Source organism: Streptomyces sp. HmicA12 (assembly GCF_000373565.1).
GTDB lineage: Bacteria > Actinomycetota > Actinomycetes > Streptomycetales > Streptomycetaceae > Streptomyces.
Genome location: NZ_KB891804.1, coordinates 16,955 through 33,161 on the forward strand (window position 1 = coordinate 16,955; position 16,207 = coordinate 33,161).

The 16,207-nt window shown below is 69.5% G+C and carries 16 protein-coding genes; 14 read left to right on the plus strand and 2 right to left on the minus strand.

What is annotated here, in order from left to right; translation table 11 throughout:
* Window positions 1-61: 61 nt before the first annotated feature.
* Together B072_RS0113350 and B072_RS0113355 are read right to left on the minus strand one after the other, a co-directional pair.
* Window positions 62-1,570 carry a DUF6801 domain-containing protein gene (locus B072_RS0113350; protein ID WP_026245775.1) on the minus strand — a complete coding sequence of 503 codons (1,509 nt, stop codon included), beginning with the start codon at window positions 1,568-1,570 and terminating at the stop codon, window positions 62-64.
* Window positions 1,571-1,686: 116 nt separating this feature from the next.
* Window positions 1,687-2,289 carry a hypothetical protein gene (locus B072_RS0113355; RefSeq protein ID WP_018530454.1) on the minus strand — a complete coding sequence of 201 codons (603 nt, stop codon included), beginning with the start codon at window positions 2,287-2,289 and terminating at the stop codon, window positions 1,687-1,689.
* 391 nt (window positions 2,290-2,680) lie between these two features.
* Between B072_RS0113355 and B072_RS0113360 the strand changes: the two genes are divergently transcribed.
* From B072_RS0113360 to B072_RS0113425, 14 genes are all read left to right on the plus strand, one after another.
* Window positions 2,681-3,598 (plus strand): hypothetical protein, encoded by a 918-nt coding sequence (locus B072_RS0113360; protein WP_018530455.1) that lies wholly within the window; start codon window positions 2,681-2,683, stop codon window positions 3,596-3,598.
* 429 nt (window positions 3,599-4,027) lie between these two features.
* Window positions 4,028-5,035, plus strand: coding sequence for an ABC transporter ATP-binding protein (locus tag B072_RS0113365; RefSeq protein WP_018530456.1), 1,008 nt, complete (start codon window positions 4,028-4,030; stop codon window positions 5,033-5,035).
* Between the two features lie 94 nt (window positions 5,036-5,129).
* Window positions 5,130-5,996 (plus strand): MlaE family ABC transporter permease, encoded by an 867-nt coding sequence (locus B072_RS0113370; RefSeq protein ID WP_026245776.1) that lies wholly within the window; start codon window positions 5,130-5,132, stop codon window positions 5,994-5,996.
* A gap of 7 nt (window positions 5,997-6,003) precedes the next feature.
* Window positions 6,004-6,810 carry an MlaE family ABC transporter permease gene (locus B072_RS0113375; RefSeq protein ID WP_018530458.1) on the plus strand — a complete coding sequence of 269 codons (807 nt, stop codon included), beginning with the start codon at window positions 6,004-6,006 and terminating at the stop codon, window positions 6,808-6,810.
* A gap of 6 nt (window positions 6,811-6,816) precedes the next feature.
* Window positions 6,817-8,097, plus strand: a complete 1,281-nt coding sequence (locus B072_RS0113380) for an MCE family protein (protein ID WP_018530459.1) — start codon at window positions 6,817-6,819, stop codon at window positions 8,095-8,097.
* Window positions 8,094-9,155 carry an MCE family protein gene (locus B072_RS0113385; RefSeq protein WP_026245777.1) on the plus strand — a complete coding sequence of 354 codons (1,062 nt, stop codon included), beginning with the start codon at window positions 8,094-8,096 and terminating at the stop codon, window positions 9,153-9,155. The genes B072_RS0113380 and B072_RS0113385 overlap by 4 nt, the downstream gene beginning before the upstream one ends.
* Window positions 9,152-10,204: an MCE family protein gene (locus B072_RS0113390; protein WP_018530461.1), complete on the plus strand. Its 1,053-nt coding sequence runs from the start codon at window positions 9,152-9,154 to the stop codon at window positions 10,202-10,204. The genes B072_RS0113385 and B072_RS0113390 overlap by 4 nt, the downstream gene beginning before the upstream one ends.
* A gap of 9 nt (window positions 10,205-10,213) precedes the next feature.
* Window positions 10,214-11,230, plus strand: a complete 1,017-nt coding sequence (locus tag B072_RS0113395) for an MCE family protein (RefSeq protein ID WP_018530462.1) — start codon at window positions 10,214-10,216, stop codon at window positions 11,228-11,230.
* Window positions 11,227-12,459 (plus strand): MCE family protein, encoded by a 1,233-nt coding sequence (locus B072_RS0113400; protein ID WP_018530463.1) that lies wholly within the window; start codon window positions 11,227-11,229, stop codon window positions 12,457-12,459. The genes B072_RS0113395 and B072_RS0113400 overlap by 4 nt, the downstream gene beginning before the upstream one ends.
* The gene (locus B072_RS0113405) at window positions 12,456-13,688 is read left to right on the plus strand and encodes an MCE family protein (RefSeq protein ID WP_018530464.1); all 1,233 of its coding nucleotides are present in this window, start codon (window positions 12,456-12,458) and stop codon (window positions 13,686-13,688) included. Before B072_RS0113400 ends, B072_RS0113405 begins: the two co-directional genes overlap by 4 nt.
* Window positions 13,685-14,182 carry a hypothetical protein gene (locus tag B072_RS0113410; protein WP_018530465.1) on the plus strand — a complete coding sequence of 166 codons (498 nt, stop codon included), beginning with the start codon at window positions 13,685-13,687 and terminating at the stop codon, window positions 14,180-14,182. Before B072_RS0113405 ends, B072_RS0113410 begins: the two co-directional genes overlap by 4 nt.
* A 155-nt stretch (window positions 14,183-14,337) precedes the next feature.
* The gene (locus tag B072_RS47725; RefSeq protein ID WP_199791036.1) at window positions 14,338-14,919 is read left to right on the plus strand and encodes a hypothetical protein; all 582 of its coding nucleotides are present in this window, start codon (window positions 14,338-14,340) and stop codon (window positions 14,917-14,919) included.
* A complete protein-coding gene (locus tag B072_RS0113420) occupies window positions 14,889-15,464 on the plus strand; it encodes a nuclear transport factor 2 family protein (protein WP_199791037.1) in 576 nt (191 codons plus the stop codon). Before B072_RS47725 ends, B072_RS0113420 begins: the two co-directional genes overlap by 31 nt.
* A gap of 22 nt (window positions 15,465-15,486) precedes the next feature.
* A complete protein-coding gene (locus B072_RS0113425; protein WP_018530468.1) occupies window positions 15,487-16,203 on the plus strand; it encodes a hypothetical protein in 717 nt (238 codons plus the stop codon).
* Window positions 16,204-16,207: the final 4 nt, after the last annotated feature.

A 16,207-nucleotide genomic window follows, 5' to 3' on the forward strand; every position in this document is an offset into this window, starting at 1 on the left:
TGCGCAGGGATTGATCGCGGTGTGGGAGATGTGGCTGAGAAGTGATGGGCCGGTGAGGTGGTCACGGGAGCTTGGTCGGGGGGAGGGTGGCCATCACCGGCGGGCAGCCGAGGCTGTACTCGGGAGCGCAGACCGGTGCCTGGTTCATGGCGATCAAGTTGTCCGGGCCGCTGATGGAGGCGGTGAACAGAGGGCTGAGGTTCTCCCCGCCCGTCCCGCAGCCGGTGAAGGCCGGGATCGTGACCTTGCCGGTGAGGAGACCGCCGAACAGGACGTGCGTGTACGAGCCGGTGCCGTCATCGTTGATGGAGCCGCGCAGGGTGACCCGGAAGGGCTCCTTGGTGCGACAGTTGCTCCCGACGGCAAGGGGTGTGCCGTTCACCTTTGCGGACCGGATATGGATGGTCTGGAAGAAGGTGATGACGGCGTAGGCGCCGGAGATACCGTCCGTGTTGCCGGTGGAGATGCTGACGAGTCCGGTGTCGAACCCGACCTTCGCGGAGACCGGGGTGAAGCCGAAGGCGAGGAAGGTCGACTCGGAGTCCGGAAGGGTGAGTCTTCCGATGGAGTCGATGCTGTTCCAGAAGTTTCCGTTCGGGTTGGTCGCGTTGGAGCCGCGGATGCCGCCGCTGATGTTCATGAGCGCCGGTGTTCTGGACGGATCGTTGATGATCATCGATCCGTTCTGCTTGCGGACCGTGGCCAGCCCCGCAGCGTAGGCGCACCCGCCAAAGCCCGGTGAATGGTTCACCTCCGGAGGTGCCGGTGGTGGTGGCAGCTGGCTGAGGTCCGGTTCCCCGGTGGGCCGTTCCCCGCAGGTGACGTCCGCCGCCTTCGGCTGTTCCTTGGGAGTGACGGTGAGTCCGTCGCGGGACCCGTGTTTTCCCTCGCCGGGCTCCGTCGACGAGGACGGCGATCCGCCCGGCTCCGTCTCGGCTCCTCCCGGGACGGCCACGCGGGCCATCAGCGGGTCGGTGTCCTTGGCCGGCGAGCAGGTGACGGCGACCGCCGTGCCGGTCGAAGGTGTCACCGTCAGGGCGAGATCACCGGCCACCAACTCGATGTCGCCGGGCGAATCGACGGTGATCGAGGACACGTCTCCCGTGTGCGGCAGAACCAGGTCTGTGCCGTCGGAGGGCATGGTGGCCCGACCGCTCAGCCCGGACCAGGTCGCATCCGCCTTCTCCCCGTTCTGCCGGACCTCGACGCCGAGGGTCGCCTCGCTCGTCAGGTCGCCCCCGGCGGGGAGAAGGTCGGCGAGTCCGGCACGCGGCAGCACGGCCTCCACCTGGACGGGGCCCGCCTGGATCGGCTGCCCCGTGACAGCCGTCGTCGGCAACTGGGTGCTCACCTTCACGGTGGCGGCCAGCTTCGCCACCGCCGTTCCGTCCGTGCCCGCCGTCGCGGGCAGGCCGCACTCGTAGGCCAACTCCACGGCGGAGGGCGGCTGTTCATCGGCTCGCGACCCGGACCCGGACAGCAGCCCGGCGACCAGCGCGGCCGAGGCGACCGATGCCACCCGTACCGACCGCCGTGCAGGCGGCCCGGTTCGCTTGTCGATCGCTCTCATCCGGTCCTTGCCTCCTGAAGTCGTGTTCTCTCACCCGATGCCGGTCCGGCCCCGCAAACGCGTGCGCGCCCACCGCCGAGTGGGAGCTCGACGGCGGGCTGAGCGGTGCTACGCGATCACGGGGAGGTGATCGTCTGCTGGGCGGTCATCACGTAGTTCGCCACGTAGTTGGCGGGCGAGCCCGCGGTGAACAGCCCGAGGCAGCTGGCGCCCGCCTGCGCGGCAAGGGAGCCGCCACCCGTCACGTGCAGGGTCTTCGTGGTGTTCTCGTACCAACCGTTCGTGGTGCCCGCGAAGGTCGCGTTGCAGCCCGTACCGGTGATGGTCGCGCTGATGCCGCTGATGTTGCCGTCGATGTGGTTCGCCGTCGTGCCCGTGGCGTTGACGTAGAAGGGCGCGCCGGTCGACGCGGTGGTGGAGACCGTGAACGGGATGCCGGCGACCGTGCAGTTGGTGAAGGTCAGGCTGGTGATGGAGCCGAGCTGGGCCCCGGCCAGACCGGACCCGGACTTCAGGGTGCCCTTCGCCTGTGAGGACGCACAGGTGAGGGTGGCGGCACCCACCGTCATCTTCGGGTTCGTGGCGTTGGCCGTGAACGCCCCACCGGGCGTGACCGTGTACGTGGCCAGCGCCGTCGCCGAGGCCGAGGAGATGGAGAGGCCGACGGCCGAGCCGAGCGCGGCAGCGGCGAGAGCGGTGTTCCGGACGAATCTGCGCACAGTGGTTCCTCCGCGTAATCGAGGGTGAATGGAGGGGGAACGAGACCGGCCGGCCTGCGTCGCCTTCGAGACGGACGTTACGAGCTGGTAACCGGAAGTCGCAATGGATAAGTGCGAGGTTCCTCGGAAGGATCAGAATGCGCGGTTTTTCTTGTCTCTCCGGATACAGGTCGCGTGACTTTCCTTGTCCGCGAGTGACGAGTTTCCCGCTCGCTCCGGAAAGTACTCACTCAGTGAGCAGGCGCGAGTCGCGATTGCTCACTCACCGATAAACCCGCGAGTAGTGGAAGAACTGTCAGCAAGGCCATTGTGCGAAAGGTTTCCCGTGAGTAACGTCCGGGCTCGCATTCCCCTACGAGAAGGGAAAACCGGCATGGCCACTCTCAGACGTATGTCAGTCCTCGGCGCGACGGCCGCCCTGGCCACGATCGCCTCCATCGGTACGTCCTCCGCGGCCGGCACCCAGCTGAACGGGAACTGGGCGCCGTTCAACCGCTGCCCGGTCGACAACGCAGCCATGCTGGCCGCCGACGGCATCACCGACCAGGCGACCTGCATCTCGTCCAGCTCGCCCAGCGGCGTCATCAAGATCGGCAGCTCGGTCGTGCCGACGGGCAAGACCGACCTCCAGGTGGGCATCGTGACCCACTCCGACGGGACCAACTCGGTGATCGCGCCCTCGGACGGCGCGCTCATCGCCGACCCCGCCGACCTTCCCGGCGGCCTGCTCGGGCTGATGTGTCCCAGCTCCGTACCCGTCGTCAGCGCCGTCTGCGGGCAGATCACCAACAGCACGACCAACCGGATCGTGGCGACCGTCGAATCCGTGGGGACCCCCTCCGACTTCCAGCTGCTCGCCGGAGTCTCCGAGGGGGTGCCGATCATCTCGATCCCGGTCCGCATCCACCTCAGCAACCCGCTCATCGGCAGCAACTGCTACATCGGCACCAAGTCCGCGCCGATCATCCTGCGCCCGGGGAACGCGGCGGCGCCGAACATCGCCGCGGACAGCGCCACCTCCAACGGCACGCCTGCCGAGACGGGGCCGTTCGGCCGCCTCGCGCTGACCGGCTCGACCCAGCAGGACCTCACCTTCGCGGCGCCCGGCGCCAGCGGCTGCGGCCCCCTCGGGCTCGGCGCCTTCAACTGGGCCGTCAACCTCAAGTCCGGCCTCCCGGCCGCCTCGGGTGTCAACAGCGTCAAGCTCAACAACACCTCGACCTACCTGGGCACCCTGAACGACCCGGGCGCCGCCGCACCGAACCAGGGCAAGGTCTTCTCCCAGTACTGGCACTCGGCGGTCAAGTGACCGTCTTGTCGCCGGGTGATAAATCCGGGGGCGGAATCGGACGGGGCACGGAAAATTGGCGAATCGGTATTGCTAGGCAAGGTTACTGAGCCGTAACGTCGGGAAAAGTTCCTCCTCTCCTGGTCGGCGCCCCCCGTTGGCCAGGAGGTGCAAGAGATGCCGGCCGGAACCCTCCTTCCTGACCGGCATCTCCGTGGCGGGGCCCCATCTTTCACCGCACCCCCGGTGAGGTGCGGCCCCGCCACGAACTACGCGGCAGCCTCCAGGACTCAGTGTTTTCACTCATCTCCCGACAGGAGAGAACTCGTCTCTTGTCACCGGATGACAAGTTTTCAGGAAGATTCGGGGCGACCGCTCCGAGATCTTGTCCGGCACGTATGAAGCGAATTACCGTGCGCTGCCGAGTTCGCTCGCTGAAGGTGAGAAGCGATGGGAATCGAAGTGAAGGTCGAGGGGCTCACCAAGTCCTTCGGCAAGCAGCAGATCTGGCAGGACGTCAGTCTCACCCTGCCCGCCGGCGAGGTGAGCGTCATGCTCGGCCCCTCCGGCACGGGCAAGACCGTCTTCCTGAAGTCGCTGATCGGTCTGCTCAAGCCCGAGCGGGGACGCGTCCTCGTCGACGGCGTCGACATGGCACGCAGTCCCGAGCGGGACATCATGGAGGCCCGGAAGCTGTTCGGCCTGATGTTCCAGGACGGCGCCCTGTTCGGCTCGATGAACCTCTTCGACAACATCGCCTTCCCGCTGCGCGAGCACACGAAGAAGAAGGAATCCGAGATCCGCCGCATCGTCATGGAGCGGATCGACGTCGTCGGACTCCTGGGCGCCGAGGGGAAGTTGCCCGGTGAGATCAGCGGCGGCATGAGGAAGCGGGCCGGACTCGCCCGTGCCCTCGTCCTCGACCCGCAGATCATCCTGTGCGACGAACCCGACTCGGGGCTCGACCCCGTCCGTACCGCCTTCATCTCGCAGTTGCTGATCGACCTGAACACGCAGATCGACGCCACGATGCTCATCGTCACCCACAACCTCGACATCGCGGCGACCGTGCCGGACAACATGGGGATGCTGTTCCGCCGGAATCTCGTGACCTTCGGGCCGCGCGAGGTTCTGCTGACCAGCCGGGAGCCGGTCGTCGCGCAGTTCCTCACCGCCAGCAAGGCGGGGCCGATCGGGATGTCGGAGGAGAAGGACGCGGCGACGCTGGCCGCTGAGGCCTCCGGCGGTGGGGCGGTTCCGGTGCCGAGGGAGTTGGTGCCGCAGCTTCAGCCCTCTCCGGGCTTGGGGGAGCGCGCCGCTGTCGCTCGGCGCCGAGCGCGGGTGCTCGGGATGCTGGACACCTTGCCGGCGTCGGCGGCTGCTGCGATTCGGGCGACGTACGGCTCCGATGCGCTGGAGCCGACCGCGGTGTTGCCCCGGGCCGGGGGTGCGCTGTGAGATCGGCTTCTCGTCTGCCGTCGTCTCTGGTGTGCCGGGTGCGCGTTTCGTTGTGGTTGCTCGCGCAGTTCCCCGCGCCCCTTACGGGGCGCTCATGAGCCTCGATCAGCGGCCCACGCCGCCTCCGCCCCCGCCACCGAGCGAACCGCCCGCCCCGCCCGCCAAGCGGCACCGCGCGGGCGCCCGGACGCCGAACCCGCTCCTTGCCCCTCTCCGCCAGACCGGCCAGCTCTTCGCGCTAGCGGTCGCCGTCGGGCGGGCCGTGTTCCGACGGCCCTTCCAGTTCCGGGAGTTCGTCGAGCAGTTCTGGTTCATCGCCAGTGTCACCATCCTGCCCGCCGCCCTGGTGTCGATCCCGTTCGGTGCCGTCATCGCACTGCAAGTGGGAAGCCTGACGCAGCAGTTGGGGGCGCAGTCCTTCACCGGTGGGGCCAGCGTGCTCGCCGTCATCCAGCAGGCCAGCCCGCTCATCGTCGCCCTGCTCATCGCGGGCGCCGGCGGGTCCGCCATCTGTGCCGACCTCGGGTCACGGAAGATCCGGGAAGAGCTCGACGCCATGACCGTCATGGGGGTCTCGCCCGTGCAGCGGCTCGTCGTGCCGCGCGTGCTCGCCACCATGTTCGTCGCGCTGCTGCTCAACGGCATGGTGTCCGTCGTCGGCACCCTCGGCGGCTACTTCTTCAACGTCATCCTGCAACACGGCACCCCGGGCGCCTACTTGCAGAGCTTCTCCGCGCTCGCCCAGCTCCCCGACCTCTACATCAGCGAGCTGAAAGCCCTCATCTTCGGGTTCATCGCCGGGATCGTCGCCGCCTACCGCGGCCTCAATCCGCGCGGCGGGCCGAAGGGCGTGGGCGACGCCGTCAACCAGTCCGTCGTCATCACGTTCATCCTGCTCTTCTTCGTGAACATGGTGATGACCGGCATCTACCTCCAGATCGTTCCGCCGAAGGGAGGCTGAGCCCGTCATGACCTCCCCCCTCGTCTGGCTCGACCGTGGTGGCGACCAACTCCTGTTCTACGTACGCGCGTTGGTGTGGATACCGCGCACGCTCACCCGGTACACGAAGGAAGTGCAGCGGCTGCTCGCCGAAGTGGCCTTCGGGTCCGGCGGGCTCGGCGTCATCGGCGGCACCATCGGCGTGATGATCGCCATGACGGCGGCCACCGGCACCGTCGTCGGGCTCCAGGGGTACGCCGCCCTCGACCAGATCGGCACCGCCGCCTTCACCGGGTTCGTGTCCGCGTACTTCAACACCCGCGAAATCGCCCCGCTGGTCGCCGGGCTGGCGCTCTCCGCCACCGTCGGCGCCGGGTTCACCGCGCAGCTCGGCGCCATGCGCATCAACGAGGAAGTGGACGCCCTGGAAGGGATGGGCGTGCGGTCGATGCCGTACCTCGTCACCACCCGCATCATCGCCGGCGTCGTCGCCATCATCCCGCTCTACGCGATCGGGCTGCTGTCGTCCTACCTCGCCTCGCGCCTGGTCACCGTCGTCTTCAACGGACAGTCGCAAGGCACGTACGACCACTACTTCAACCTCTTCCTGTCCCCGACGGACGTCCTGCTGTCGGTGCTGAAAGTGCTGATCTTCAGTGTGATGGTGATCGTCGCCCATTGTTATTACGGGTTCCGGGCGAGCGGCGGTCCTGCCGGTGTCGGCGTCGCCGTCGGGCGGTCCGTGCGCAACGCCATCGTCCTCATCTCCGTCACCGACTTCTTCCTGTCGCTGGCCCTGTGGGGCGCCACCACGACCGTGAAAGTGGCGGGGTGAGCGCCGATGGAGACCATCAGACGACGGCTCGCGGGCATCGCCTTCCTGCTCGTGCCCGTCCTCCTCATCTGGCTCGCGGTCGCCGTATACAACAAGGACTTCACCGACTCCGACGAGATCGCCGTCGAGACCGGCAGCGTCGGCAACGAGATGCACCTCGGCGCCGAGGTCAAGATGCGCGGCGTCGTCCTCGGTGAAGTACGGAAGATCGAGCCGACACGGACCGGGGCGCGGCTCGTCCTCGCCCTCGAACCCGGCGCCCTCGACCGCATCCCCGACGACGTACGCGCCCAGATGCTGCCGACGACCCTGTTCGGCGAGCGGTACGTGGCACTCGTCCCGCCCGGCGACACCGGAACCACCACCGCGTCCACGGCCGGTACGCGGATGCTGGCGGCCGGGGCGACCATCCCGCAGGACCGGTCGGCCAACGCCGTCGAACTGCAGCAGGTCCTCGACGACGTACTGCCCATGCTGACCGCCGTACAGCCGCAGAAACTGTCCGCGACGCTGTCCGCCGTCTCGCAGGCCCTGGAGGGCCGGGGCAACCAGCTCGGCGACACCCTCACCCAACTCGACGCGCACCTGCGGAAGTTCAACCCGAACCTGCCCACCCTCAACGAGGACCTGAAGCAGCTCGTCAAGGTGTCGCACGTGTACGCCGACGCCGCCCCCGGCATCATCGACGCGCTCACCGACTTCACCACCACCAGCGGCACCATCGCCGAGAAGCAGAGCGACCTCGCCGCCGCCTACGGCGACACCACCCGCGCCGCCGAGGACCTGGACGCGTTCCTGCGCGCCAACAAGGACAACATCATCCGGCTCTCCGCCACCTCGCGGCCCACGCTCGAACTGCTCGCCAAGTACGCGTCGTCGTTCCCGTGCACCCTGCGCACGCTCGCCGAGTTCGTACCGCGGATGGACAAGGCGCTCGGCAAGGGCACCGACGAGCCGGGACTCCACGTCGACGTCACCACCGTCGCCTCCAGAGGCAGTTACACGCCCGGACGCGACACCCCTACCTACGCCTCCGGCGGCACCCCGCACTGCTACTCCGTGCCCTACCTCGGCAGCGCGTCGGCCCGCACGCCGGCCGCCACCGCGCTGTCCACGACGGACTCCGCCACCGAGCAGGACCTCGGGCCCGCCAACTCGCCGCAGGAGAACGACCTGGTGAACGAGCTCGTCGCGCCCGCCGCCAAGACCTCGCCCGACGACCTGCCCGACTGGTCGAGCCTGCTCGTCGGACCCGTCTACCGGGGGACGGAGGTGAAGCTCAAGTGAGCACAGAGAAAACCGAGTTCGGGCATGTGAAGCGGCGTTCCCTCGCCGGACCGCTGGCCAAGTCCCTGATCTTCCTGGTCGTCACCGCGCTCGCCACCACCGTCCTCGGCCTGGGCATCGCCAACTCCGGGGTCAACACCGAAACCCGCTCCTACAAAGCGCTGTTCACCGACGTCACCGGGCTCGTCGACGGCGACGGCGTGCGGATCTCCGGGGTGAAGGTCGGCGAGGTCACGGACGTACGCGTCGTCGACCGCCGCACCGCCCAGGTGACCTTCACCGTCGAGAAGGACCGCGACCTGCCGGGCACCACCACGGCCGCCGTGAAGTACCTCAACATGGTCGGCCAGCGGTACGTGTCCCTGGACCGCGGCACCGGCACGGCGGTCGGCGACCTCGCGCCCGGCGGCACGATCCCGCTGTCCCGCACCGAACCCGCCCTCGACCTGACCCTGCTGTTCAACGGATTCAAGCCGCTCTTCGAGGGCCTGTCCCCGCGGGACGTCAACGAGCTCGCCGGGTCGATCGTGAAGGTGCTCCAGGGCGAGGGCGGCACCGTGGACAGCCTCATCGAGCACGTCGGCTCGCTGACCCAGACCGTCGCCGCCAAGGACCAGGTGATCGGCGAGGTCATCGGCAACCTCACCGACGTACTGAAGACGATCAACGACCGTGAGAGCCAGTTCGACGACCTCGTCACCACCCTCCAGGAACTCGTCTCCGGCTTCAACGACGACCGCGAGCCCCTCGGCCAGGCCGTCGCCGCCATGGGCGACCTGACCACCGTCACCTCCGGATTCCTGAAGGAGGCGCGCGGGCCCCTGCAGAGCGACATCCAGCAACTCGGCCGCCTCTCCGATCAGTTGGGCAAGGGAACGCCGCAGATCCAGAACTTCCTCGACAAGACGCCCGCCAAGCTCACCGCGCTCAGCCGGCTCGCCTCGTACGGGTCCTGGTTCAACCTCTACCTCTGCCAGGCGAAGGTCGGCGGGGTCACCATGTCCGACGGGTCGAAGCCGCCCACCGGCATCACGGTCAACGAAGCGAGGTGCCAGTGACGACCCGGAAGCGGCGGGCGCTCAAGCCCGTCCAGGAGCGCAACCCCGTCATCGTGGCGGTCGTCGGGCTCGTCGTCCTCGGCCTGCTCGCGCTCGCCGCGTTCAACGCGAGCAGCCTGCCCTACGTCGGCGGCGGCACCACCTACACCGCCAACTTCAGCGAGGCCGCCGGACTCGGCGACGGCGACGAGGTACGGATCGCCGGCGTGAAGGTCGGCGAGGTCACCGGGGTCGGACTCGACGGCGCCAAGGTCAAGGTCACCTTCAAGATCAAGGACGACGACACCTGGATCGGCGACCGCACCACCGCCGCCATCGCCATCAAGACCCTCCTCGGCGAGAAGTACGTGGCCCTCGACCCGGTCGGCACCGGCCGCCAGGACCCAGGCGCCCGCATCCCGCTGACCCGCACCACCTCCCCGTACGACGTCACCCAGGCCTTCGAGGACCTCAGCGGGACCATCGACGAGATCGACACGAAGCAGCTCGCCGCCAGCTTCGACACGATCTCCGAGACGTTCAAGGACTCGCCGCCCGACGTGCGGGCCGCCGTGAAGGGCCTGTCCGCGCTGTCGAGGACGGTCTCCTCGCGCGACGAGCAGCTCTCCGAACTCCTCGCCGGAAGCAAGAAGTTGACGAAGACGCTCCAGACGAAGAAGTCCAGCTTCGAGCTCCTCATCGACGACGGCGGCTCCCTGCTCACCGAGCTGAAGAAGCGGCGCACCGCCATCAAGGCACTGCTCAGCGGCAGCGAGGCGCTCGGCAGGGAGCTCGGCGGACTCGTCGAGGACAACGACCGGCAGCTCGGCCCCACGCTCAAGGCCCTCGACCGCGTCACCACCGTCCTCGCCGAGAACAAGGGCAAGCTCGACAAGACCCTCGCCCTCCTCGGCCCCTACTACCGGCTCGTCGGCAACACCCTCGGCAGCGGCCGCTGGTTCGACAGCTACCTGTGCGGCGTCGTCCCGCGCACCTACCTGCCCGAGTCCTCGCTCCCGAAGACCTCGTGCAAACCACCGAAGAACGGCACGTACGGGAATGGGGGGTGACGGCCGGTGATGGCCATGGCTGTGGGGACCACCAGAAAGCGGCTGCTCATCGGCGGGCTCGCGCTCGTCGTGCTGATCGCCGCCGGCATCGTCGGCGTCAGCGCCACCGGCCGTGACGGCATGCGCATCACCGCCTACTTCGACCGGGCCGTCGGCATCTACGCCGGATCCGACCTGCGCATCCTCGGCGTACGCGTCGGCCGGGTCGCCGACGTGCACCCCGAGGGCACCCGGGTACGCGTCACCCTCGACGTCGACGACGGGGTCCAGGTACCCGCGGGCGCCCGGGCCGTCGCCGTCGCGCCGAGCGTCGTCGCCGACCGGTACGTCCAGCTCACACCCGCCTACGAGTCCGGGCCGGAGCTGAAGGACGGGGCGAAGCTGCCCGCGTCCCGCAACCGGACACCCGTCGAGGTCGACCAGCTCTACGACTCCATCACCGACCTCAGCAAGGCGCTCGGCCCCGGCGGCGCCAACCAGAAGGGCGCGCTGTCCGGGCTGCTGAAGACCGGAGCCGAGAACCTCAGGGGCAACGGGAGCGCCATGGGCGACAGCATCGAACAGTTCGGCAAGGCCGCGAAGACCCTCAACGGCAGCAGCGACGACCTGTTCACCACCCTCGCCCAGCTCCAGTCGTTCACCACGATGCTGAAGGAGAAGGACGCCGGGGTGCGCACCGCGCAGGACACCCTCGACGACGTCACCGGCTACTTCGCCGACAACCGCGACGACCTCGCGGGCGCACTGAAGGAACTCGGCACGGCGCTCGGCCAGGTGAAGAAGTTCATCAACGACCACCGGGCCGAGCTGAAGGACAACATCGACAAGCTCGTCCCCGTCACCCAGGCCCTCGTCGACCAACGAGCTTCCCTGGCCGAGGCGTTGGACGTGGCACCCCTCGCCGCCGGGAACGTCGTCAACGCGTACAACCCGAAGACGCGCACCCTCGACGGGCGCGCCGACCTGAACGAGCTGAGCATGGGCGGGCCGCTGCTGCCGCTGCCCGCGACGGGGAGCGAGCGGTGAGCGGGACCGGAGTGCGGCCGAAGGCGCGCATGGGCTGCGCCCTCACCGGCGCCGTCACCATCACCGTCGCCTTCCTCCTGACCCTCGGCGTGATCCGGCTGCCCAGCCCGTCGTTCAGGGGCATGGAGGAACTGCCCCTGCCCGGCGGCGCCGACCTCGGCCCGCACCCGTACACCGTCACCGCCGACATGAAGGACGTGCTGAGCCTCGTCCCGCAGTCCGCGGTGAAGGTGAACGACGTGTCCGTGGGCCGCGTCACCAAGATCCGGCTGACCGGAAGGAACAGCTGGACGGCCCGCGTCACCCTGCGCATCAACGGCGACGTCCACCTGCCCGCCACGACCGGCGCCCGCATCGAACAGTCCAGCCTCCTCGGCGAGAAGTACGTCCAGCTCGTCGCCCCGGAGAACGGCACCGGGCAGCTGAACGCCGGCGACCGCATCCCCGTCTCCCGCACCGGCCGCAACACCGAGGTGGAGGAAGTCTTCGGCGCCCTGTCACTGCTCCTGAACGGCGGCGGCGTCAACCAGCTCAAGACCATCACCACCGAACTCAACAAGGCCGTCGGCGGCCGGGAGACCGAGGTCCGCTCCACGCTGCGCCGCGTCGACACCCTCGTCACCGACCTCGACACCCACCGGGGCGACATCACCGCCGCCCTCGACGGCGTCAACCGGCTCTCGGCGACGCTCGCGCACCGCAAGGAGGACGTCGGCACCGTGCTGACCGGCCTGTCTCCCGGCCTCAAGACCCTTGAGGAGCAACGGGGTTCACTGATGACGATGCTGCGCTCCCTCGACCGGCTCAAGGACGTCGCCGTCGACACCCTCGACAGGAGCCAGGCCGACATGGTCGCCGACCTGAAGGCCCTCGCCCCCACCCTGAAGGCCCTCGCGGACTCCGGGCAGGACCTGCCGGACTCGCTTCAGGTGCTGCTCACGTACCCGTTCACCGACGAGGTGCTGCGCGGCGTCAAGGGCGACTACCTCAACACGTATCTGAACATGGCGGCCGCGCCGGGGACCCAGCTGATTCCGCCGCTGACGGAGGACAACGGCAGTCCGGCGCCCACGGACACGGCTACGGCGCAGTCGGAGAGGTCCAGGAAGTCCGCGGCCAGTACGTCACCGTTGCCGCTGCCCGCGACGAGTACGACTTCGTCCGCGTCCGCGTCCCCGTCTGCTTCTGCTTCCGCTTCTGCTTCTGCGAGTGGGGGTGACGCTCAGTGATCACCCTCGCCATCCGGCTCAAGAACCTCGCCTTCCTCCTCATCGCTGTCCTCGTCCTCGGCTACCTCGGCATCCGCTACGCCGACCTCGGCCGCTACGTCGGGGCCGCCGACTACTACACCGTGAAGGTGCAACTCCCGCGCACCGGCGGCCTGTTCACCCACTCCGACGTCACGTACCGGGGTGTTTCGGTGGGACGCGTCGGACCCATCGGGCTGACCGACGACGGGGTCGAGGCCGAACTGCGCATCAAGAAGTCGGCGCCCGACATCCCCGACGACGCCCAGGCCGTGGTGGCGAACCTGTCCGCGGTCGGCGAGCAGTACATCGACCTGCGGCCCGACCGCGACGACGGCCCCTACCTCGCCGACGGATCCCGGATCGACCTCAGCGCGGCGTCCGTGCCGCGCCCGGTGACGGACGTCCTGTCGAGCGTCGACGACCTGACGACCTCCGTGCCGCTCGACGACCTGCGCACCGTGGTCGACGAGTTCGGCAAGGCCTTCGAAGGACGCGGCGAGGACCTTCAGCTGCTGATGGACAACGGCTCTGACTTCGTCCAGGCCGCCGACCGGGCCCTGCCGCAGACCACGAAGCTCATCGACGACGGCCAGGTCGTCCTGCGCACCCAGGCCGAAGAGGGCCGCGCCATCAAGGACTTCGCGTCCGGCGCCAAGGACCTCGCGGCCACGCTGAAGGGCTCCGACGCGGACCTGCGGCGCCTCGTCATGTCCGCGCCGGATGCCGCGACCCGGATCAGCGAGCTGCTGCGCGACCTGAACCCGGAGGTCGGTGTCGTCATGGCCAACCTCCTCACCACGTCCGAGGTCGCCGTCACCCGGCAGCGCGGCACCGAGGAACTGCTCGTGAAGCTCCCCGCGGCCGTCGCCGCCGGGTCCACGGCCGTCGACGGAAAGAAGGTCAACTTCGGCATGGCGGTCACCTTCTTCAAACCCCTTCCCTGCACGGCGGGTTACTCGGGCACCACGTACCGGCTCGGTACGGATCTGAGCCCGGCGCCCGCCCTCAATACCGGCGCCGGCTGCACGGCATCCGCGTCGAGCGGCGTGAACGTACGCGGCTCGGCCCATGCCCCGCGCGGTGGCGCCGTGCCGGACCCCGCACGGCCGGGTGCCCTGTCGCTGCCTTCGCTGGGCGACGGGGCCGGCACCTCGGCATCCTCCGGGATGGCCGGGCTGCTGGGACTCTCCGAGGGGAGCGGGAGGTGAGGCGGATCCTGGCGGGAGCGGGGCTCGCCGCGGCGCTCGCGCTGTGCGGGACGGGGGCCTGGTCGTACGCGCAGGCGTCGGGTGACGACGACCTCGCGTACGGCCGGGCCCGGGACGCCGCGCTGACCGACGGGCGTTCGGCCGTCGCCGCGCTGACCACGCTGGACGCTTCGACCTCGGCGCGGGCCAAGGCCGGGGTGCGCGCGTGGAAGGCGGTGACGACCGGGCCGCTGCGTACGGAGCTCGGGCGGGTGGCGCCGGCCACCGGGGCGTCCTCGCGCGGGGTCGTCACGGACGCGGCGGTCACCTCGCTCGACGACCGCGCGGGTACGGCGAAGCTCATCGCGACGGTGCGGGTCGACACGACGGCGAAGGGTGCGAAGACGGCGTCGCCGGACCGGAAGCGGCTCGAGGCGGTGCTGAGCCGCTCCGCGGACGGTCGGTGGAAGGTGAAGGCGCTGAACGCGGTGCCGGTTACGGGGGTATCGGGATGACGCGGAAAGGTGCCGGAGCTGTGGCGCGGGTCGAGGAGCCGGCGACTGATCTCGGGCCCGATGACGCTGCGGAGCCGGTGACTGATCTCGGGCCCGACGAAGAGGCGCCCGGCGCCGGGGGCCGCCTTGCCCACCCTGCCGCCCCAGGCGGCAGATTGCCCAAGTCGGGGGAGCCGGGGGAGCCGGAGGCGGAAGCTGTCGAGGCCGGTGCCTCCCCTCGGCCCCGTTGGCTTCACCTGAAGCGGCGGCCCCTCGTCGTCATCGGCGCCGTCTCGTTGCTCCTCGCCCTCGCCGGAGGCGTGCTGCTCTATCAGGCCCACGATCTGCGGGACGCGCCCTCCGCGCACAATCACGCGCTCACCGACGCCGACGCCACCAACCGGGTCAACGGGGACGTGAGCAGTGCGCTCGCCAAGGTGTTCTCGTACACCCCGGGCGGCACCGACGCAACGCAGCGCACCGCCCGGGAAGTGCTCTCCGGGAGGGCCGCGCGGCAGTACACGCAGTTGTTCGGGCAGGTGCGGGAGAACGTGAGCCGCCAGCGCATCACGCTCAGCACCGACGCCGTCCGGGTCGGCACGGTCAGCCTGCGCGGCGACACCGCGCACCTGCTCGTCTTCCTCGACCAGTCCTCCAGGCGCGGCGACAAGAAGGCGGTCACGTCCGCGGCCCAGCTCTCCGTCACCGCCCGACTCCACGACGACGTATGGCAGATCGTCGACATCAAGGCCAGGTGAAACCAGTGCAGTCAGTGAACCCCAGGACCAGACCCCTGCTGCTCGCGGCGCTCGTGCTGACCCTCGTCGCGGGCGGCCTCGCCGTCTGGGGCGGCTGGTCCTGGTACGGCGCGGCGCACGACGACACCGCCTCCTTCGCGGCCGCCCGCGACGACGCCCTGGAGGCGGGGGAGCAGTCCGTGCAGAACCTCAACACCCTCGACCACCGGCAACTGGACCCCGGCCTCGACCTGTGGGAGACGTCCACGACCGGCGCCCTCCACTCCCAACTGGTCAAGGGGCGCGCGGAGTTCGAGAAGCAGGTGCGGACCGCGAAGACCGTCAGCACGGCGAAGGTGCTCGACGGCGCCGTCACCGAACTCGACGAGCGGGCCGGCAAGGCCCGCGTCATGGTCGCGGTCCGGATCACCGTGAAGGCCTCGGGCCAGAAGGCCACCGACAAGGACAGCCGCATGCTCGGCGAGCTCACCCGCACCGACGGCCACTGGAAACTCAGCGCCCTCGCGCAGGCACCGGTCGGCGACACCGCGACCACCACCGACTGACGGACGCAGGAGGAGCCCCCGGATGCCGTCCACCACCCGCCACACCCTCAACCGCCAGCGCCGCAGCCTGGAACAGTCGGCCGCCCGCCCCAAGCCGAAGGCGGCGCCCGACACGGCGCGGCCCGTCGTCGAGGAGAGCCGCCCGCGCCCCAGGGCCCGCCGCACCGAGAGCACGCCCGTCACGGCAAGCACGGAAGTCGCCGCCGAGCGCACCACCGGCCCCCGCAGACTCCTCGCCGCCCTCTGCCTCCTCACCCTCTTCCTCGGTGCCTTCGCCGGCTGGGCCCACGCCCGTACCCAGGCACTCACCGACACCGCCGCCACCCGCAACACCGCCCTCACCGACCCCGCCCGCACCAGCGAGGTCAAGGGGCAGGCGGAGAAGGCCGTGGGCGCGCTCTTCTCGTACGACTACGCGAACCCGGACACGGAGAAGAAGGCCGCCGCCACCCTGCTCACCGGCAAGGCCGTCGACCAGCACCGCGCACTCCTCGCCCCCGTGCTCGCCCAGGCGCAGAAGCAGAAGACGGTCGTCACCACCTCCGTCACCGACAGCGCGGTCGAACGGATCGACGGCGACCGCGCCCGGGTCCTCGTCTACGCCGACCAGTCCAGCACCAGCACCGCCGCCAAGGCGAAGGACGCCGCGGCGAACTACGCGGGCGCCATGCTCGCCGTCGACCTGGTCCGCCGCGACGGCCGCTGGCTGATCAGTGCGATCGACACCTTCAGCAGCTGACGAA